10 protein-coding genes are annotated in these 14,594 nt (G+C 69.7%); 5 read left to right on the forward strand and 5 right to left on the reverse strand.

Translation table 11 applies throughout. From position 1 onward, the window contains the following. Positions 1 to 1,840: polysaccharide biosynthesis tyrosine autokinase (locus tag HR086_RS04785; protein WP_174464988.1), on the reverse strand; the 1,840-nt coding region annotated here is incomplete at its 3' end. Positions 1,841 to 2,032: 192 nt separating this feature from the next. Between HR086_RS04785 and HR086_RS04790 the strand changes: the two genes are divergently transcribed. The 4 genes from HR086_RS04790 to HR086_RS04805 all read left to right on the forward strand — a co-directional run bounded on the left by HR086_RS04790 (position 2,033) and on the right by HR086_RS04805 (position 5,984). Continuing rightward, a complete protein-coding gene (locus HR086_RS04790) occupies positions 2,033 to 3,382 on the forward strand; it encodes a bifunctional glycosyltransferase/class I SAM-dependent methyltransferase (protein WP_174454543.1) in 1,350 nt (449 codons plus the stop codon). Positions 3,383 to 3,431: 49 nt separating this feature from the next. Then, positions 3,432 to 5,132, forward strand: a complete 1,701-nt coding sequence (locus HR086_RS04795; protein WP_174459752.1) for a hypothetical protein — start codon at positions 3,432 to 3,434, stop codon at positions 5,130 to 5,132. A 132-nt stretch (positions 5,133 to 5,264) separates the two neighbouring features. Next, positions 5,265 to 5,588, forward strand: a complete 324-nt coding sequence (locus tag HR086_RS04800; RefSeq protein ID WP_174454541.1) for a c-type cytochrome — start codon at positions 5,265 to 5,267, stop codon at positions 5,586 to 5,588. A 66-nt stretch (positions 5,589 to 5,654) separates the two neighbouring features. Beyond that, positions 5,655 to 5,984 carry a hypothetical protein gene (locus tag HR086_RS04805; RefSeq protein ID WP_141641766.1) on the forward strand — a complete coding sequence of 110 codons (330 nt, stop codon included), beginning with the start codon at positions 5,655 to 5,657 and terminating at the stop codon, positions 5,982 to 5,984. A gap of 21 nt (positions 5,985 to 6,005) precedes the next feature. On the opposite strand, the gene HR086_RS04810 is transcribed toward HR086_RS04805, so the two are convergent. After that, positions 6,006 to 7,478 (reverse strand): PAS domain-containing sensor histidine kinase, encoded by a 1,473-nt coding sequence (locus HR086_RS04810; protein ID WP_254626178.1) that lies wholly within the window; start codon positions 7,476 to 7,478, stop codon positions 6,006 to 6,008. A 238-nt stretch (positions 7,479 to 7,716) separates the two neighbouring features. On the opposite strand from HR086_RS04810, the gene mfd reads away from it, so the two are divergent. Beyond that, a complete protein-coding gene (mfd, locus tag HR086_RS04815; protein WP_174459754.1) occupies positions 7,717 to 11,310 on the forward strand; it encodes a transcription-repair coupling factor in 3,594 nt (1,197 codons plus the stop codon). 74 nt (positions 11,311 to 11,384) lie between these two features. Here the strand turns inward: mfd and HR086_RS04820 are convergent, their stop codons facing one another. The 3 genes from HR086_RS04820 to argE form a co-directional block, all read right to left on the reverse strand. Then, the gene (locus HR086_RS04820; RefSeq protein ID WP_174454538.1) at positions 11,385 to 12,284 is read right to left on the reverse strand and encodes a DUF2167 domain-containing protein; all 900 of its coding nucleotides are present in this window, start codon (positions 12,282 to 12,284) and stop codon (positions 11,385 to 11,387) included. A gap of 175 nt (positions 12,285 to 12,459) precedes the next feature. Then, positions 12,460 to 13,065 carry a flavodoxin family protein gene (locus HR086_RS04825; protein ID WP_174454537.1) on the reverse strand — a complete coding sequence of 202 codons (606 nt, stop codon included), beginning with the start codon at positions 13,063 to 13,065 and terminating at the stop codon, positions 12,460 to 12,462. 346 nt (positions 13,066 to 13,411) lie between these two features. Beyond that, positions 13,412 to 14,548: an acetylornithine deacetylase gene (gene argE, locus HR086_RS04830; protein ID WP_174459755.1), complete on the reverse strand. Its 1,137-nt coding sequence runs from the start codon at positions 14,546 to 14,548 to the stop codon at positions 13,412 to 13,414. Positions 14,549 to 14,594: the final 46 nt, after the last annotated feature.

The following is a 14,594-nucleotide window of genomic DNA, read 5'->3' on the forward strand; positions in this document are numbered from 1 at the left end:
GGATGGGGCCGCACGGCAACACGAACAGGCCGGGCACTTCCGTGCTCTTCACCGCCGCGTCCAGCGTGCCCTCGCCCACCACCAACGAGGAGATGCCCAGTTCGTTCGGCACGCCGAAGGCCCGGTGCAGCCGGGGCCTGCGCATGTCCGTGTCCAGCAGCAACACCCGGTTGCCGCTCTGGGCCATGGCCACGCCCAGGTTGATGCTGGTGGTGGACTTGCCTTCCTGAGGACCACTGGACGTCACCACCAGCGTCTTGAAGGGTGTGTCCGGAGACATGAACAGGAGGTTGGTCCGGATGGCCCGGCAGCACTCCGCCACCGACGACTTCGGCTCGCGGTGCACGTAGAGGTCCCGGTCCTTCGGCGGGTGGTGCCCCTCGATGCGCGGCATCACGCCCAGGAACGCCAGCCCCAGCCGCTCCTCCACGTCCGCCTGCGTGGCCACGCTGTTCTCCAGCAGGTCCAGGAGCAGCGCCACGCCCAGCCCCGCGAGCACCCCCATCACCAACCCCACCAGCAGGTTGCGATTCACGTTCGGCTTCACCGGGATGTACTGCGGCCGGGCCGAGTCCAACACGCGCACGTTGCTGGTGCGCAAGAGGCCCGACAGCTCGATGTCCTTGAGCCGCTTGAGCACCAGCTCGTAGAGCCGCTGGTTGTTGTCCGACTCGCGCTTGAGCCGGTCGTACTCGATGGACTTCTTGTTCACCTGGAACGCCTCGGCCTTGGCGTCGTCCAGCAGCCGCACCAGGTTCTTGCGCTGCGCCTCCGCCTCGGACAGCTCCGTCTCCGCCGAGCGAACCAGGTTGCGCAGGCTCTTGAGGAAGTCGGCCTGAATCACCGCCAGCTTGCCCTGGCACTCCAGGAGCTTCGGGTGCTCGGGCAGGTAGCGCTCGGTCAGCTCCGCGCACGCCACGCGCACGTCCGTGTAGGCCTTCTTGAGGTCCTGGATGGAGCCATCCTTGGCCCCCGGCAGCGCCTCCGCCCACAGCTCGTCGTCGGGCGAGGCCTTGCGCAGCTTCTGGATGGCCTCCACGCGCGCCTGCAGCGCGGCGATGCGGGTGCTCACCTCGGTGAGGTTCAGGTTGTAGCTGTTGATGCGGTCGCTGACGATGCTCATCCGCGACTCCAGCGACGTGGACAACATGTCCGCGTCCTTCTTGAAGTCGTAGACGGCCATCTCGCTCGCCTTGGACTGGTTCTCCAGGTCCTCCAGCCGCCCCTCCAGCCAGCTTTGCGCGTCCTCCGTCATGCGCAGCTTGAGCGCCAGGTTCTCCGCCATGTACGCGCCCGCCACTTCGTTGGCGAGCAGCGCGGCGCGCTGGGCATCCAGGTCATCCACCGCGATGTTCATCACCCGCGAGTCCTTCGCGGGCAGCACGCGGATGCGCGACTGGAGCAGCCCCACCGCGTCCGAGCCCTGCATGGCCTGGACGCGGGCCTTCTCGTCCTGCAGGCCCGCGAGCCCCAGGAAGCCTGGGTCCGTCGACAGTCCGAGCTTGTCCACCACCCGGCTGGCCACCGCGCGCGAGGTGATGATTTCGCTCTGCGTGGCGTAGTACTCCTTGTTGAACCAGTAGTTGCTGCGCTCCTCGCCCATGACCTCCTTCACCTCGCCGTCCAGGAAGCGAGGCGCCATCACGTCGATGATGAGCGAGGTGCTGGCGGAGAAGACCTTGGGCTGGCGCAGCGTGTAGACGGCCGCGAGCGCCGCCACCACCACCGCCACGCCGAGCACGACCCACTTGCGTCGCCAGAGCGCCCGCGCGCGGAGCATCAATCCCGCGGGCGTCGGGCCGTTGTTGCCACCGGCCGGGTCGAACACGGTTCCTTCCACGTCTTGTCTCTCCTGGAGCCTGGAGCGCCTGGGCCGGGGCCGACCTTCACCCACACCCATGGACACCGTCGTCGAGCGTGCCGTGTCCGCCCCGGGTTGTCCATCGTTCCGCCGTCGCCTGGACGCCCCCCTTCCACCCTTCTTCGAGGGAGGAACGCGCGCATTCGGGCCGCCTGTGCTAGGGAGCGCGACGTGAGCTTTCCGCACTCCGTCATCATCCCTTTCGACTCGTCCACTGTAGATGCCGCCGCCCATTTCGCCCGCGCCCTGGCGGGCCGCGCGGAAGTGGTGCTCGCCGGAGACGGCCAGCCTGATGTGGCATCACGGCCCGGCCTGCATGTGCTCAGCGTCCAGGGAGGCAAGGGCGCGTCCATCCGCGCGGCGCTGTCCCACGTGACGAGCGCCGTGACGGTGCTCCAGGACCCGGATGCGGCCTATGCACCGGACGCCTATGAGGCCCTCATGGGCCCCCTCCAGGCGGACACCGCGGACGCCGTCTTCGGCCGCCGTGGCACCCCCGGCCTGACGCCGGAGCTGTGGGCCGAGCGCGCGATGGGCCATGTCGCCCGCTTCGTCACGGACGTGCCGGTGAAGGACCCGCTCAGCGGCGTGCGCGCGTTTCGCACGGAAGCCCTGCGCTCCGTCACCCTCACCAGCGATGACGACGCGGTGGACGCCGAGCTCGTCGTGAAGCTGGCCGCGCAACTCTACCGCCTCACGGAAGTGTCGCTGCCGCCCATGCAGGCCGTGCCCCGCCGCCCGCGCGCCGCGCGCCTGTCGCAGCTGCGCACGCTGATGCGCTACGCCACCGTGCGCGACGACGCAGACAACCAGCACGAGGGCTACACCACGCTGGAGCGCATGGACGGCGCCACCCACTACAACCAGTGGCTGGGCCGCCGCTTCCGCGCGCACCTGGGCCGCCGCGTGCTGGAGATTGGCGCCGGCATCGGCACGATTACCCGCGAGCTGGAGTCCGGCGCGGAGCTGCTCATCGCGCTGGAGGTCGACCGCTTCTACGTCGACCGCCTGAAGAACCTCTTCCGCGGCCGGCCCCACGTCCGCCCGTACCTGTCCGACGTGGCCCTGGCGGACTGGGAGTCGCTCAAGCAGGAGCGCCTGGACACCATTGTCCTCTCCAACGTGCTGGAGCACATCCCCGACGACGGGTCCGCGGTGCGCCGCTTCCGTCAGATTCTGGCGCCCGGCGGACGGGTGCTCATCCTCGTCCCCGCGCTGGAGCAGCTGTTCGGCAGCATCGACGAGGCCGTGGGCCACTACCGCCGCTACACCCCCGCCAGCCTGCGCGCCGTGCTGGAGGAGAATGGCTTCGAGGTGGAGAAGCTGGAGTGGATGAACCTGGTGGGCATGCCCGGCTGGTTCGTCAACAGCCGGCTGTTGCGCCGCCGCTCCGTGCCCAAGCTCCAGCTCAAGCTGTACGACACGCTGGCCCCGCTGTTCGCCCGCGCCGAGGCGAACGTGAAGCTGCCGGTGGGCATGAGCCTCTTCGCCGTGGCCCGCGTCACCGGAGGCGACGCTTGAGGATGCGCCTCCCGGCGACGACGCACCACACCGCGGGGAGCACCACGCCGTGAGTCTGGCGCCAGGGCCGGCCACCGACTCGCAGACCCCTTCGGAGTCCTCGGCGCCCGGCCCCACCGGGAAGCCCGTCATGGCCTCCCGGGGCGCGCCTCGCGCGGTCTGGGCCGCCCTGGCGGCGCTGTATGTGTTGTTGTTTCCATACCACCCGAAGCTGCGCTCACCCAATGAGCTGTGTCGGCTCTGGCAGAGCATCGCGCTGGTGGAGCACGGCACGCTCGACATCAACCAGGTGCTGCGCGACCGGGGCTACGTGGGCGACCTGTCCGTGAAGGATGGGAAGTACTACCCCAGCAAGGCGCCGCTGCTCTCGTTCGCCGCCGCGCCGGTGTACGCCGCGCTGCGCGCCGCCTCGGGTCCGGAGCCGGTGCCCGAGGTCCCCCTCGTCTTCTTCTCGCGCCTGTGGCTCACCGTGCTGCCCACGCTGGGCCTGCTGTGGCTGGTGCGGCGCTACCTGCGTGCCACCCTCACTGCGCCCGTCGCCGACGCCCTCACCGTGACGTACGGACTGGGCTCGCTGGCGTTCAGCTACTCCCTGTTGTTCATGAGCCACCAGACGACGGCGGTGCTGCTCTTCGCCGGCTTCTATGCGCTGTGGCGCTGCGCGCGCGGGGAGTGGCGCGAGCGGGGCTATGTCCTCGCGGGGGCGTGCGCGGGAGCCACCGTGGCGGCCGAGTACACCGGCGCCCTGGGGGTGCTCGGGCTGGTGCTGTACGCCGCGCTCACCTTCCTCTTCCGCGACGTCCCGGCCCGCGAGCGCTTGCGGGGCCTGGGCCGCGCCGCCGGGCTCGCCACGCTGGGCGCGCTGCCCTTCGTGCTCGCGCTGATGGCGTACCACCAGGCCACCTTCGGACATCCGCTGACGAGCGGGTACAAGTACCTCAACGACTCCGGCTACCAGCCGTGGCACCTGGGCGGATTCCTGGGCATCCGCACGCCGGACCCGCGCGCCTTCACCCTGTCGCTCGTCTCTCCGCTGCGGGGGCTGTTCACGCTCGCCCCCTTCCTGCTGCTGGCCGTGCCCGGCCTTTCGCGGCTGCGTTTCCGGCGCGGCGCCGACGTCTCCGCCGAGCAGCGCGCCCTGGCGTGGATGACGGCGGCGCTCCTCGCGGGCTACCTCTACTTCACGTCCTCCTTCTCCTATGACTCCTGGGGCTGGACGACGGGGCCGCGCCACCTCACCGGCCTGGTGCCCTTCCTCCTGCTGCCCGCGGGCCTGTGGCTGGAGCGCCTGCGCGAGCGTCAAAGCCTCACCGCCCTGGGCGCGGGCGCCATGCTGTGCGGAGCCGCCATCCTCACCACGGGGCTGGCCACCTTCGTCAATTACATCCCAGACGACGTCTCCAACGCCCTGGGAGGTCTGACGTTGCCGCTGCTGCACGCCGGCTTCTTCCCTCCCTCCGTGCTGTCCTTCCTCGGTGTGCCCCAATCCATCGCGGGCGTGCTGCTGCTCGTCCTCCTGGTGGCCGTGACGGGTTGGGTCCTCGCCACTCTCTCCACGCCCCCCGGGCGGCGCTGGCCCGCCCTGCCCTCCGTGGCCGCCGGTCTCGCGACGCTGCTGCTGGTGACCACCCTGCATTACCAGACCACCGAACATGACGACGCGGACCGCAATGCCGTGCGGTTCCTGGAGTCCGTGTGGCTCGCGCCTCCCCAGGGCCACGTGTCGTTCTGGCCCCGTCAGCCTCACTGAGACGCCTGAGTAACCGGAGGCGCGTCCAACTCCCTGGGCGGGCTCCATGGCGACGACCTCCTCGCCGCCAGCGGCACTCCCCGGGCACGACGTTCCGTGCCACAGTTGTCTCCTCCCAAGGAGGCAGTGACGATGATGAAGCGGGTTGCCCTGGTGATGAGCCTCTGTCTGGCCCCAAGCGTCTACGCGGAGGATGAAGTCGCGGACGTGTGGAAGGCCAAGTGCAAGTCGTGTCACGGCGACGACGGCAAGGCGCAGACCAAGATGGGCAAGAAGGAGTCCATCGTCGACATGAGCCAGGCTGCCTGGCAGGCGGCCGAGTCGGACGCGGACATCCGTCAGGCGATTGCCGACGGCTCCCCTCGCAACACGAAGATGAAAGCCTTCAAGGACAAGCTCACCGCCGCGCAGATTGACGCGCTGGTGGGATACATCCGCACCATGAAGGCGAAGTAGGGCCCCGCGGCTCGCTGAATATCCCTCCGGGGTGCGCGTCAGCCGGACAGAGAAACGGAGCCGACCATGAAGACCCTCTCCACCGCCCTCGTGTTCTGCCTGTCCATGGCCGGTCTGTTCGCCTCGGTTCGCGCCGATGCCCTGACCTCCCCGCGAATCGAGCCGGGAGTGTCCCGGCCCGAGCCCCTCTCGCTGCGTCCTGGCGACGGCAAGGGAGGTGGGGACGGGGATGACAAGGGCGGCGACGACAAGGGTGGCGACGACGAGGAGGACGAGGAGGACTACCGCTCCCGCTACGCCGGTGTCTCCGGAGCCGCGGCGCTGGAGCTGGTGGACCCCGGTGTCCTCAACGACTTGATGCGCCTGCGCGCCGCGGCCCGGTACGGCCGCTACTGAGCAGGCAGGCGTGCCCTCGGCTCAGGCCCAGCGCGTCTGGGTCTCGTCCTGGGCCTGGACCACGCGGGGCAGCGTCACCGAGAAACACGTCCCGGCCTCCAGTGAGGACGCGACATCCACCCACCCGCCGTGGGCCGTGACGATTTGCGAGACGATGTAGAGCCCCAGGCCCAGCCCGTGACGGTGGGGCCGGGGCATGCCCGGCTCGGGCGTGGCGCGGTGGAAGGGCGCGAACAGGCGCGGGCGCAGCGAGTCCGGAATGGGCGGCCCGAGGTTGTGGACCTCCACGCGCTGGAAGAGCGGGTCACTCGCCGCCAGCCGCACGCGCACCGACGTGCCACTGGGGCTGTGTTGCAGCGCGTTGCCGACCAGGTTGGAGAGCACCTGTCCCAGCCGCTCCTCGTCCCAGATGCCGCGCGACTCGCCGTCCACCTCCAGGTCCACCTGATGCTGGGGATGGGCCGGCTCCAGCTCGGAGATGATGCGACGGCACACCGACTCCATGCACACCTCGCGCGGACGCAGGGGAATGCCTCCCGCCATGCGCGCGCGGGTGAAGTCGAGCAACTGTTTCACCAGCCGCGCCATACGCTCGGCGCTCCCGTCGATGCGCTGCGCCACGCGCCGCGCCTCCGGCGTCAGCGTGGCCTGGGCCAGCAGGGCCGCTGCGGACAGCCGCACCGCCGCCAGCGGGTTGCCCAAATCGTGCCCCAGCACGCCGATGAAGCGCTCCTGGAAGCGCGCCTCCTCGTCCCGCTCCAGCTCCTGGCGGCGGCGCGCGGTGACATCCCGGCTGATGCCGAACAGGCCGTAGACGGTGCTGTCGCCCCGACGGAGCACGCCCTTGGTCGTCTGCCAGATGCGGTCGCTTCCCGGCCCGCCCTCTGAGTCCTCGTAGGTGGCGGTGACGCCGGACTCCATCACCGCGCGGTCATGCGCCAGCGTGGGCCCGGCGACGTCCTCGCCCAGCAACTCCAGGTCCGTGCGCCCGAGGATGTCCTGCGGCGCCCGATTGAACGCCCGCGCGGTGGCGGGATTGATGAGCACGTAGCGCGCATCCACGTCCTTCACGTAGATGGCGTCGGTGGCGCTCTCGATGACGGCGTGCAGCAGGTCATGGTCCCTGCGCAGCGTCTCCTCGGCGGCCATCCGCTCCGTCAGGTCCTCCAGGAAGACGACAACGCCGTCCTCCCAGGGCGACACCCGCGCCAGCAGCCAGACGAGCCCCACGGAGGACTGGCGGGAGACACGCACCACCTCCGGCTCGCGGCGCACCGCCACTCGGACACACGCGGCGAACAGGCCACATTCGCCCACCCACGGCGCTTCCTCGAGGAGGCGCTGGCGCACGAGCGGACGCTCATCGCGCCCCAGCCAGCGCTCCGCGTGGACATTCGCGGAGACGCACTCGAAGTCCAGGATGCCGTGCCCAGCGGAGCGGACGCTGCGCAGCACCATCACTGCTTCGGAGGGGGGTGCGCCCGCCCCGCTCATCAACCTGTTGCTCCAACGGCCGGATTGCATGGCTGGCGTGTGGCACCCCCCAGCGATGCCTTGCAGGAGAGTAGTTCCTGCCCCGGGCATGCGGCCAACCCACCCCAGGTACGGCTGATTCGTGGCGGACACAGCATTCGTGGCCGCGTCGGCTCCGACACACGACACGCAATGCGCTCTGTCGTTGACCTGTCAGGGGCATGCCCCTAATTACCCTGCGGCCCTCAGGGGTCCACTCATGGACACTCCTTTCACACAGAGGCGGGATGACGAGGCGGCGCAGCCTGGCGGCGTGCCGCTCGTGGCGGGTGACACCTTCGCCCGGTTGCTGGCGGAGCTGCGCCCGGGACACCGCGCGCGGACGCAGGGACTGAAGGGCTCCGCCCGGGGCCACGTGCTGGCTCGCCTGCACCGTGAAGCACGCGCGCCGCTCGTCTGCGTGGCGGCGGACGAGGAAGCAGCCGATGCCCTGGCCGCCGACCTCGCCTTCTTCCTGGGTGGCACCGGCACGCTGCTGCGGCCGAGCGTGCTGCGCCTGCCCGCCGACGAGGTGCTGCCCTACGACGAGCTGTCCCCGGAGGCGGTCGCCGTCACCGAGCGGCTGGGCGCGTTGTTTCACTTGTCTCAAGGCACGCGCTTCCCGGTGCTGGTGCTATCCCTGCGCGCGCTGCACCGCCGCGTGCTGCGCCCGGACGTCATGGCCGCGCTCACGGACCGGGTGGTGGTGGGCCAGGAGTACGACCGGGACGCGCTGGCGCGGAAGCTCTCCCGGATGGGCTACCAGAACAGCCCGATGGTGGAGGACGTGGGGACGTTCTCCGTGCGCGGCGGTCTGCTGGACGTCTTCAGCCCGCTCTACGACAAGCCGGTGCGCCTGGAGTTCTTCGGGGACACCATCGACTCCATCCGCGCCTTCGACCCGGAGTCGCAGCGCACGGTGGACGCGCTGAAGGAAGTGGACCTGGTGCCCGCGCGGGAGCTGCTGCTCACCGAGGACACCCGCCCGCGCGCCGAGGCCGCCGCCCGCGAAGTGGCCGAGCACATCAACCTGCCCACCATCCAGCTGCGCGAGCGGCTGGACGCGTTGCGCGAGGGGATGCCCGGCTTCGGACTCGAGGGCCTGCTGCCCGCGCTGTTCGAGGGCGGACTGGCCACGGTGTTCGACTTCCTGCGCACGTGGAGCCCGGAGGCGCCGGTCTTCTACCTGGACGACCCGCTGGAGCTGGGGCGCGCCGCGGACGCGCTGTGGGACGAGTTGGAGCGAACCTTCGTCGCGGCCGAGGAGCGCAAGGACCTGGTGCGCCCGCCGGCCGAGCACTTCCTCTCGCGCGAGGCCGTCGCGGAGCTGCTGGGCGCCTATCGCGTCGTCGAGGGTGGAGGCCTGTCGCTCACGCAGTCCGAGAAGCCGCCGGTGCTCTTCCAGTTCGGCGGCACGCAGGACCTGCGGGAGGCGATTCTCGCGCACCATGGCGAGGAGGGCGCGCTCTCGCCGCTGGTGGACCGGCTCCAGCGCTGGCGGGACTCGGGCGTCGCGTGCGCGGTGGCGTGCGGCACGCTGAGCCAGGCGGACCGGCTCAAGCGGCTCTTGCTGGACCGCGACGTCATGGTGAAGGTGCACACCGAGCCCATGACGGACGCGTCGGTGCTGTACGAGCCGTCGGTGTGGGCGCACCTCTTCACGGGGGAGGTGAGCCAGGGCTTCGTGGACGGCTCGGGCGGGCTGGCCGTGCTGTCGGACGAGGAGATTTTCGGCGTCCGCGCGCGTCGGCGCGTCAAGCGCGGCAAGAAGCTGGATGCCTTCGCCGCGGGCTTCAAGGACCTGAAGGAAGGCGACCTCATCGTCCACACCGACTTCGGCATCGGCCGCTACTCGGGCCTGACGAAGATGCAGGTGAACGGCGTGCCCGGGGACTTCCTCGTCCTGGAGTACGCGGGCCGGGACAAAATCTACCTGCCGGTGGGCCGCATGCGGCTCATCCAGAAGTTCACCGGCGGCAACCCGGACACCATCCAGCTCGACAAGCTGGGGACGACGAGCTGGGAGAAGACGAAGAAGCGCGTCAAGGAACAGCTCCTCAAGATGGCGGCGGAGCTGCTGCAAATCGCCGCCTCGCGCCGCGCCCACCCGGGCCACTCCTTCAGCGCGCCGGACCGCTACTTCGCCCAGTTCGAGGCGGACTTCGAGTTCGAGGAGACGCCGGACCAGGCGAAGGCGATTGAGGACGTGCTGGCGGACATGCAGAAGCCGGAGCCCATGGACCGGCTCGTCTGCGGCGACGTGGGCTACGGCAAGACGGAGGTCGCCATGCGCGCGGCCTTCAAGGCGACGCTGGACCGCAAGCAGGTGGCGGTGCTGGTGCCCACCACGGTGCTGGCGCAGCAGCACTTCCTCTCCTTCAGGAAGCGCTTCAACGACTACCCCGTCACGGTGGAGGTCATCTCCGGACTGAAGAAGCCGCCGGAGGTGCGGGACATCCTCAAGCGCGCCAAGGAGGGCAAGGTCGACATCCTCATCGGCACGCACAAGCTGTTGGGCGGCGAGGTGGCCTTCAAGGACCTGGGGCTGATGATTGTCGACGAGGAGCAGCGCTTCGGCGTGAAGCAGAAGGAGTCGCTGAAGAAGTGGCGCTCCCAGATTGACGTGCTGACGCTGACGGCGACACCCATTCCCCGCACGCTGCACATGAGCATGTCGGGTGTGCGCGACATGAGCATCATCGCCACGCCGCCGCAGGACAGGCGCGCCATCCGCACCTTCGTCATGAAGTACGACGCCATGGTGGTGAAGGAGGCGATTGAGCGGGAGGTCGCTCGCGGCGGGCAGGTCTTCTTCGTGCACAACCGCGTGGAGTCCCTGCCGTCCATGGAGCAGCAGCTGCGCGAGCTGGTGCCACAGCTGTCCGTCGGCGTGGCGCACGGACAGATGGGTGAAGGGCAGCTCGAGAAGGTGATGTTGGAGTTCACCGAGCGCAAGCACCAGGTGCTCCTGTGCACCGCCATCATCGAGAGCGGCATCGACATCTCCAGCGCCAACACGATGATTGTGAACCGGGCGGACCAGTTCGGTCTCGCGCAGCTCTACCAGCTCCGAGGCCGCGTGGGCCGCTCCAAGGAGCGCGCGTATGCGTACCTGCTGGTGCCCACGCGTCGGGCGGTGACTCGCGATGCGCAGCGGCGGCTGGAGGTGCTCCAGAACTTCACCGAGCTGGGCGCGGGCTTCTCCATCGCCAGCCATGACCTGGAGATTCGCGGCGCGGGCAACCTGCTGGGCGAGAAGCAGTCCGGCGCCATCGCCGAGATTGGCTTCGACATGTACGCGCAGCTCCTGGAGGAAGCCGTCGCGGAGCTGCAGGGCCAGCCGCCCAAGGTGCAAATCGAGCCGGACGTCACGCTGCCCATGCCCGCGCTCATCCCGGACGACTACGTCAGCGACGTGCACCAGCGGCTCGTCTTCTACAAGCGCTTCAGCCAGGCCGGCCACCCCGACGAGGTGACGGACCTGCGCGCGGAGCTGGTGGACCGCTACGGCGAGGCGCCGGACGAGGTGGACCACCTGTCCGAGCTGACGCTGCTGAAAATCGACATGCGTGATTTGCGACTGCGGGGCCTGGAGGTCGGCACCCAGCGGTTGGTGGTGACGCTGGGCGCGGACGCGCTCCTGGACGGACCGAAGGTCGCCGGGCTGGTGCAGCGCTCGAAGGGCTACTACCGCCTCACGCCAGACATGAAGCTCATCGCCCGCGTGGCGCAGGGCCTCCAGGGACATGACCTCATCGCCGAGGCGCGCAAGGTGCTGAGGGACCTGGACCACTGCTCGCTGCCCCGGAGCTGAGCCGTCCCGAAACGAGAAGAGGCCCGGGACCGCGGGGTCCCGAGCCTCTGTCTCGCACTCCAGCGCGCTGATGATTACGGCGTGCCGTCGTTGCCACCGCGCTTGAACAGCTTGCCCAGCGCGACGACGAGCAGCGCGAGGCCAGCGAAGATGACCTTCTTGCCGGCCACCAGCACCGCGATCAGCCCCTTGAAGAGCCCCGCCTTCGCGGCCACCTTGCCGGCGACCAGACCCGCGACACCGTACGCGGCCACGCGGCCGGTGCTCGGGTCGAAGTCCTCGTAGCGGTGGCCGGGCTGGAAGTGGGTGAAGGCCAGCACCTGCTGCATGTCCTTCTCCACCTGGGGCAGCGCCACCATGCTGGCGACGGCGTTGAGCACCAGCACGCCCTCCTTGCCCAGCACGCGGACGTTGTAGTTCAGCGTGTGCTCCTTCGAGTCACCGAAGCCCAGCTCCTGCGCCCAGTACAGCTTGCGCGTGCTCGCGTCGTAGCGCGGAGTCGCGGCCCAACCCACCAGCTCCACCGCCCCGTAGCCCGCCTTGACGCGCTCGGCGTTCTCATCGCGGGTGTTCCCCTGCATTTCCTCGAGCAGGTCCGCGTAGTCGATGCCCGCCGCGTCCTCGTCCTCCACGTGGCCATCGTCGTCGTACTGGATGACGACGCCCCAGCCCTCGGGCGAGTCCACGCTCACGTCCGACGGAATCACCATGCCCAGCGTCTTGGAGCCGGGCGGGTTGCCCCAGACCTCCACGAGCACCTTCTCCGCTTCCTCGGGCGAGAGGTAGCCGAAGCTCTCCGGCACCACCATCTTCGCCAGGCCGCCTCCCAGCACGACCTCACCGGTCCGCGGGTGGAGTTCGGGAAGCGCCGGGGCCTCCACCTCCTCCGAGTCACCCGCCTGCTCGGGCACCTGGGCCCACGCGCTCACCGCCACCAGCGACATCACCGCGAACAACCACCTGCCACGCTGCATGTGACTCCCCCTCCAGGGAATTCAGACACGGATGGCCGGAGGGACGTGACACGTCAGAATCACTGACGACACAGCGTGCGGCGCAATGCGCTCGCAAGCCCCCCGGGTCCGAAGGCGCGGCAACCTAGCGGCGCACGGGAGCACGCGTCAATTCAGTGCCCCGCACTCCCAAAGTTCAGGCAGCTTCGACTTTCGCGACAGTCACGGGACGCCGGAGAAACTCACGAGCGTTGGCCATGGCGCGAGGGTCCTGGAGCACCTCTCCGGGCTGATTGCCATGGCCGATGAGGGCGCCTCTCCACCCCATCTCCATGTAATCCGCGCTGAGCTGGAGGCTCATGAGCAGCGGCTGCGCCACGCCGTCATCCTCGTCGGAGGAGTGGGTCGTCACGAGCGACAGCACCTTGCCGCGCATGCGCTCGCGGAAGCGCAGCTCCGGCAGCCGGAACCACCAGGACCAGTGCTCCAGGTAGGACTGCGCGCTGGCGGGGAGGCTGTACCAGTACACGGGGGCGACGATGACCAGTTCGTCGGCGGCGAGGGTCCGCTCGGCGAGCGCCAGCATCTCCGGGCTCGCGGGCCGTGCCGCGTAGCCGCCGGGAGCATGACGCAGGTCTCGAAAAGCCTCGTGCTGGTAGGCGTCCAGCCGGAGCCAGTCAGTCACCGTGCCGGAAGGCAGCGACTCGGCCGCCTTGCGAGCGAGCTGCTCCGCGTTGCCGTTCTCACGGGCGCTGGCGAGCAGGAAGAGGACGTTGCGCGGCGTCGCGGAGGAGGAACTCATGTCGTCGGTCCAGAAAGGAGCCGGAGAGAAAGCACGGAGTGTGCACCGGCGGCATCTTCATAACGCCGGGAACTTCGCGACGCACGAAGCGCGCGCCCTCAGGTGCCTCTGTCCCCGCCCCTGCGCTCCGGCGACGACAAACACGAGCGGCGCCCACGTGGGTGAACCCACCAACGATGGGAGCCTCGCGACGCACGCAGCGCGCGCCCTCAGGTGCCTCTGCCGCCGCCAACGTGCTCCGGCGACGACTCCACGCGAGCGCCACTCACGTGGGTGACCTCACACCGGTGACTTCCGGCCTGGAGAACCGGTCGGCGCACTCCGACGCGCGCCGACCCGGCCTGCCTCACTGCTCGCCGCAGAAGTGTACGACGGCGCGCGACAGCACGGCCTCGCAGCGCACCAGGTCCTCGGTGGGCACGTACTCGCCCGTCTGATGCGCCACGCGGATGTCGCCGGGGCCGAACACCACGGCCTCCGCGCCCAGCTCCGTCATCTGCGGAGCCTCCGTGCCGAAGGGCACCGTGGTGGACGCGTTGCCACTGGCCTCCGCGAGGAAGCGCACCACCTCCGCGTCCGCGCGCGTATTCACACCTCGGTCCGTGCGCAGCACGCGGATGTGGGCCTCGTAGGCGGGCTCGTCGCGCACCAACTCCTGACGGATGGACTCCAGAAGCTCGGCCACCCGCTGCACCGGCTGTCCCGGAATGGGCCTCCACTCCACCGTGAAGCGGCACGAGCCCGGCAGGATGTTCTTCGCCTTGCCCCCCTGGATGACGCCCACGTTCACCGTGGTGAAGGGCGGCTGGAAGCCCTCGTCCAGCTCCTCGCGCAGCACCGTCGTGGCGAGCTGCTCCAGCCGGTTCAGGAAGCGTCCCGCGCGGAAGATGGCGGACGCGCCCGTGTCCGGATACGCGCTGTGGCCCTCCTTGCCGAGCACCTCCACCTCCGCCAGGCAATAGCCCTTGTTGGCGCGCACCGGCGTGAGCTTCGTGGGCTCTCCGACGATGGCGTGGCGCGCGCGGCCCAGTCCCGCCGCCACCAACTTCTTGGCGCCCACCAGCCCCACTTCCTCGTCGGCGGTAAGCACCACCATCAGCGGGGCCTGAAGCTTCGTGGCTCGCTCCGCGGCATGCAGCGCACAGGCGATGAAGCCCTTCGTGTCGCAGGCGCCGCGCGCGTAGAGCTTGCCCTCCTTCTCCGTCAGCTTCAGCGCATCCGTCCACGCCGCATCGAACGGCACGCAGTCGGAGTGTCCCACCAGCGCGAGCGCCGCGCGTCCGGAGCCGCCCTTCACGGCGACCAGGTTCACCTTCTCCACGCCCGCGTCGTCCGTGTACCGCTGACGCTCGGCGCTGAAGCCCGCCTTCTCCAGGCGCGCCTGCGCATAGTCGATGAGCGGGGCATTGGGTCGCGCGGACGTGGTGTCCATCGCCACCAACTCCGTCAGGGTGGCCCGCAGCGCGGGCAGCGTGTCGCTCATGAAGACAACCTCCGGTGGCCGCGTCATGCCACCCCCTGGCGTCTGG

Origin of the sequence: Myxococcus sp. CA039A (assembly GCF_013336645.1) — a bacterium.
GTDB lineage: Bacteria > Myxococcota > Myxococcia > Myxococcales > Myxococcaceae > Myxococcus > Myxococcus llanfairpwllgwyngyllgogerychwyrndrobwllllantysiliogogogochensis.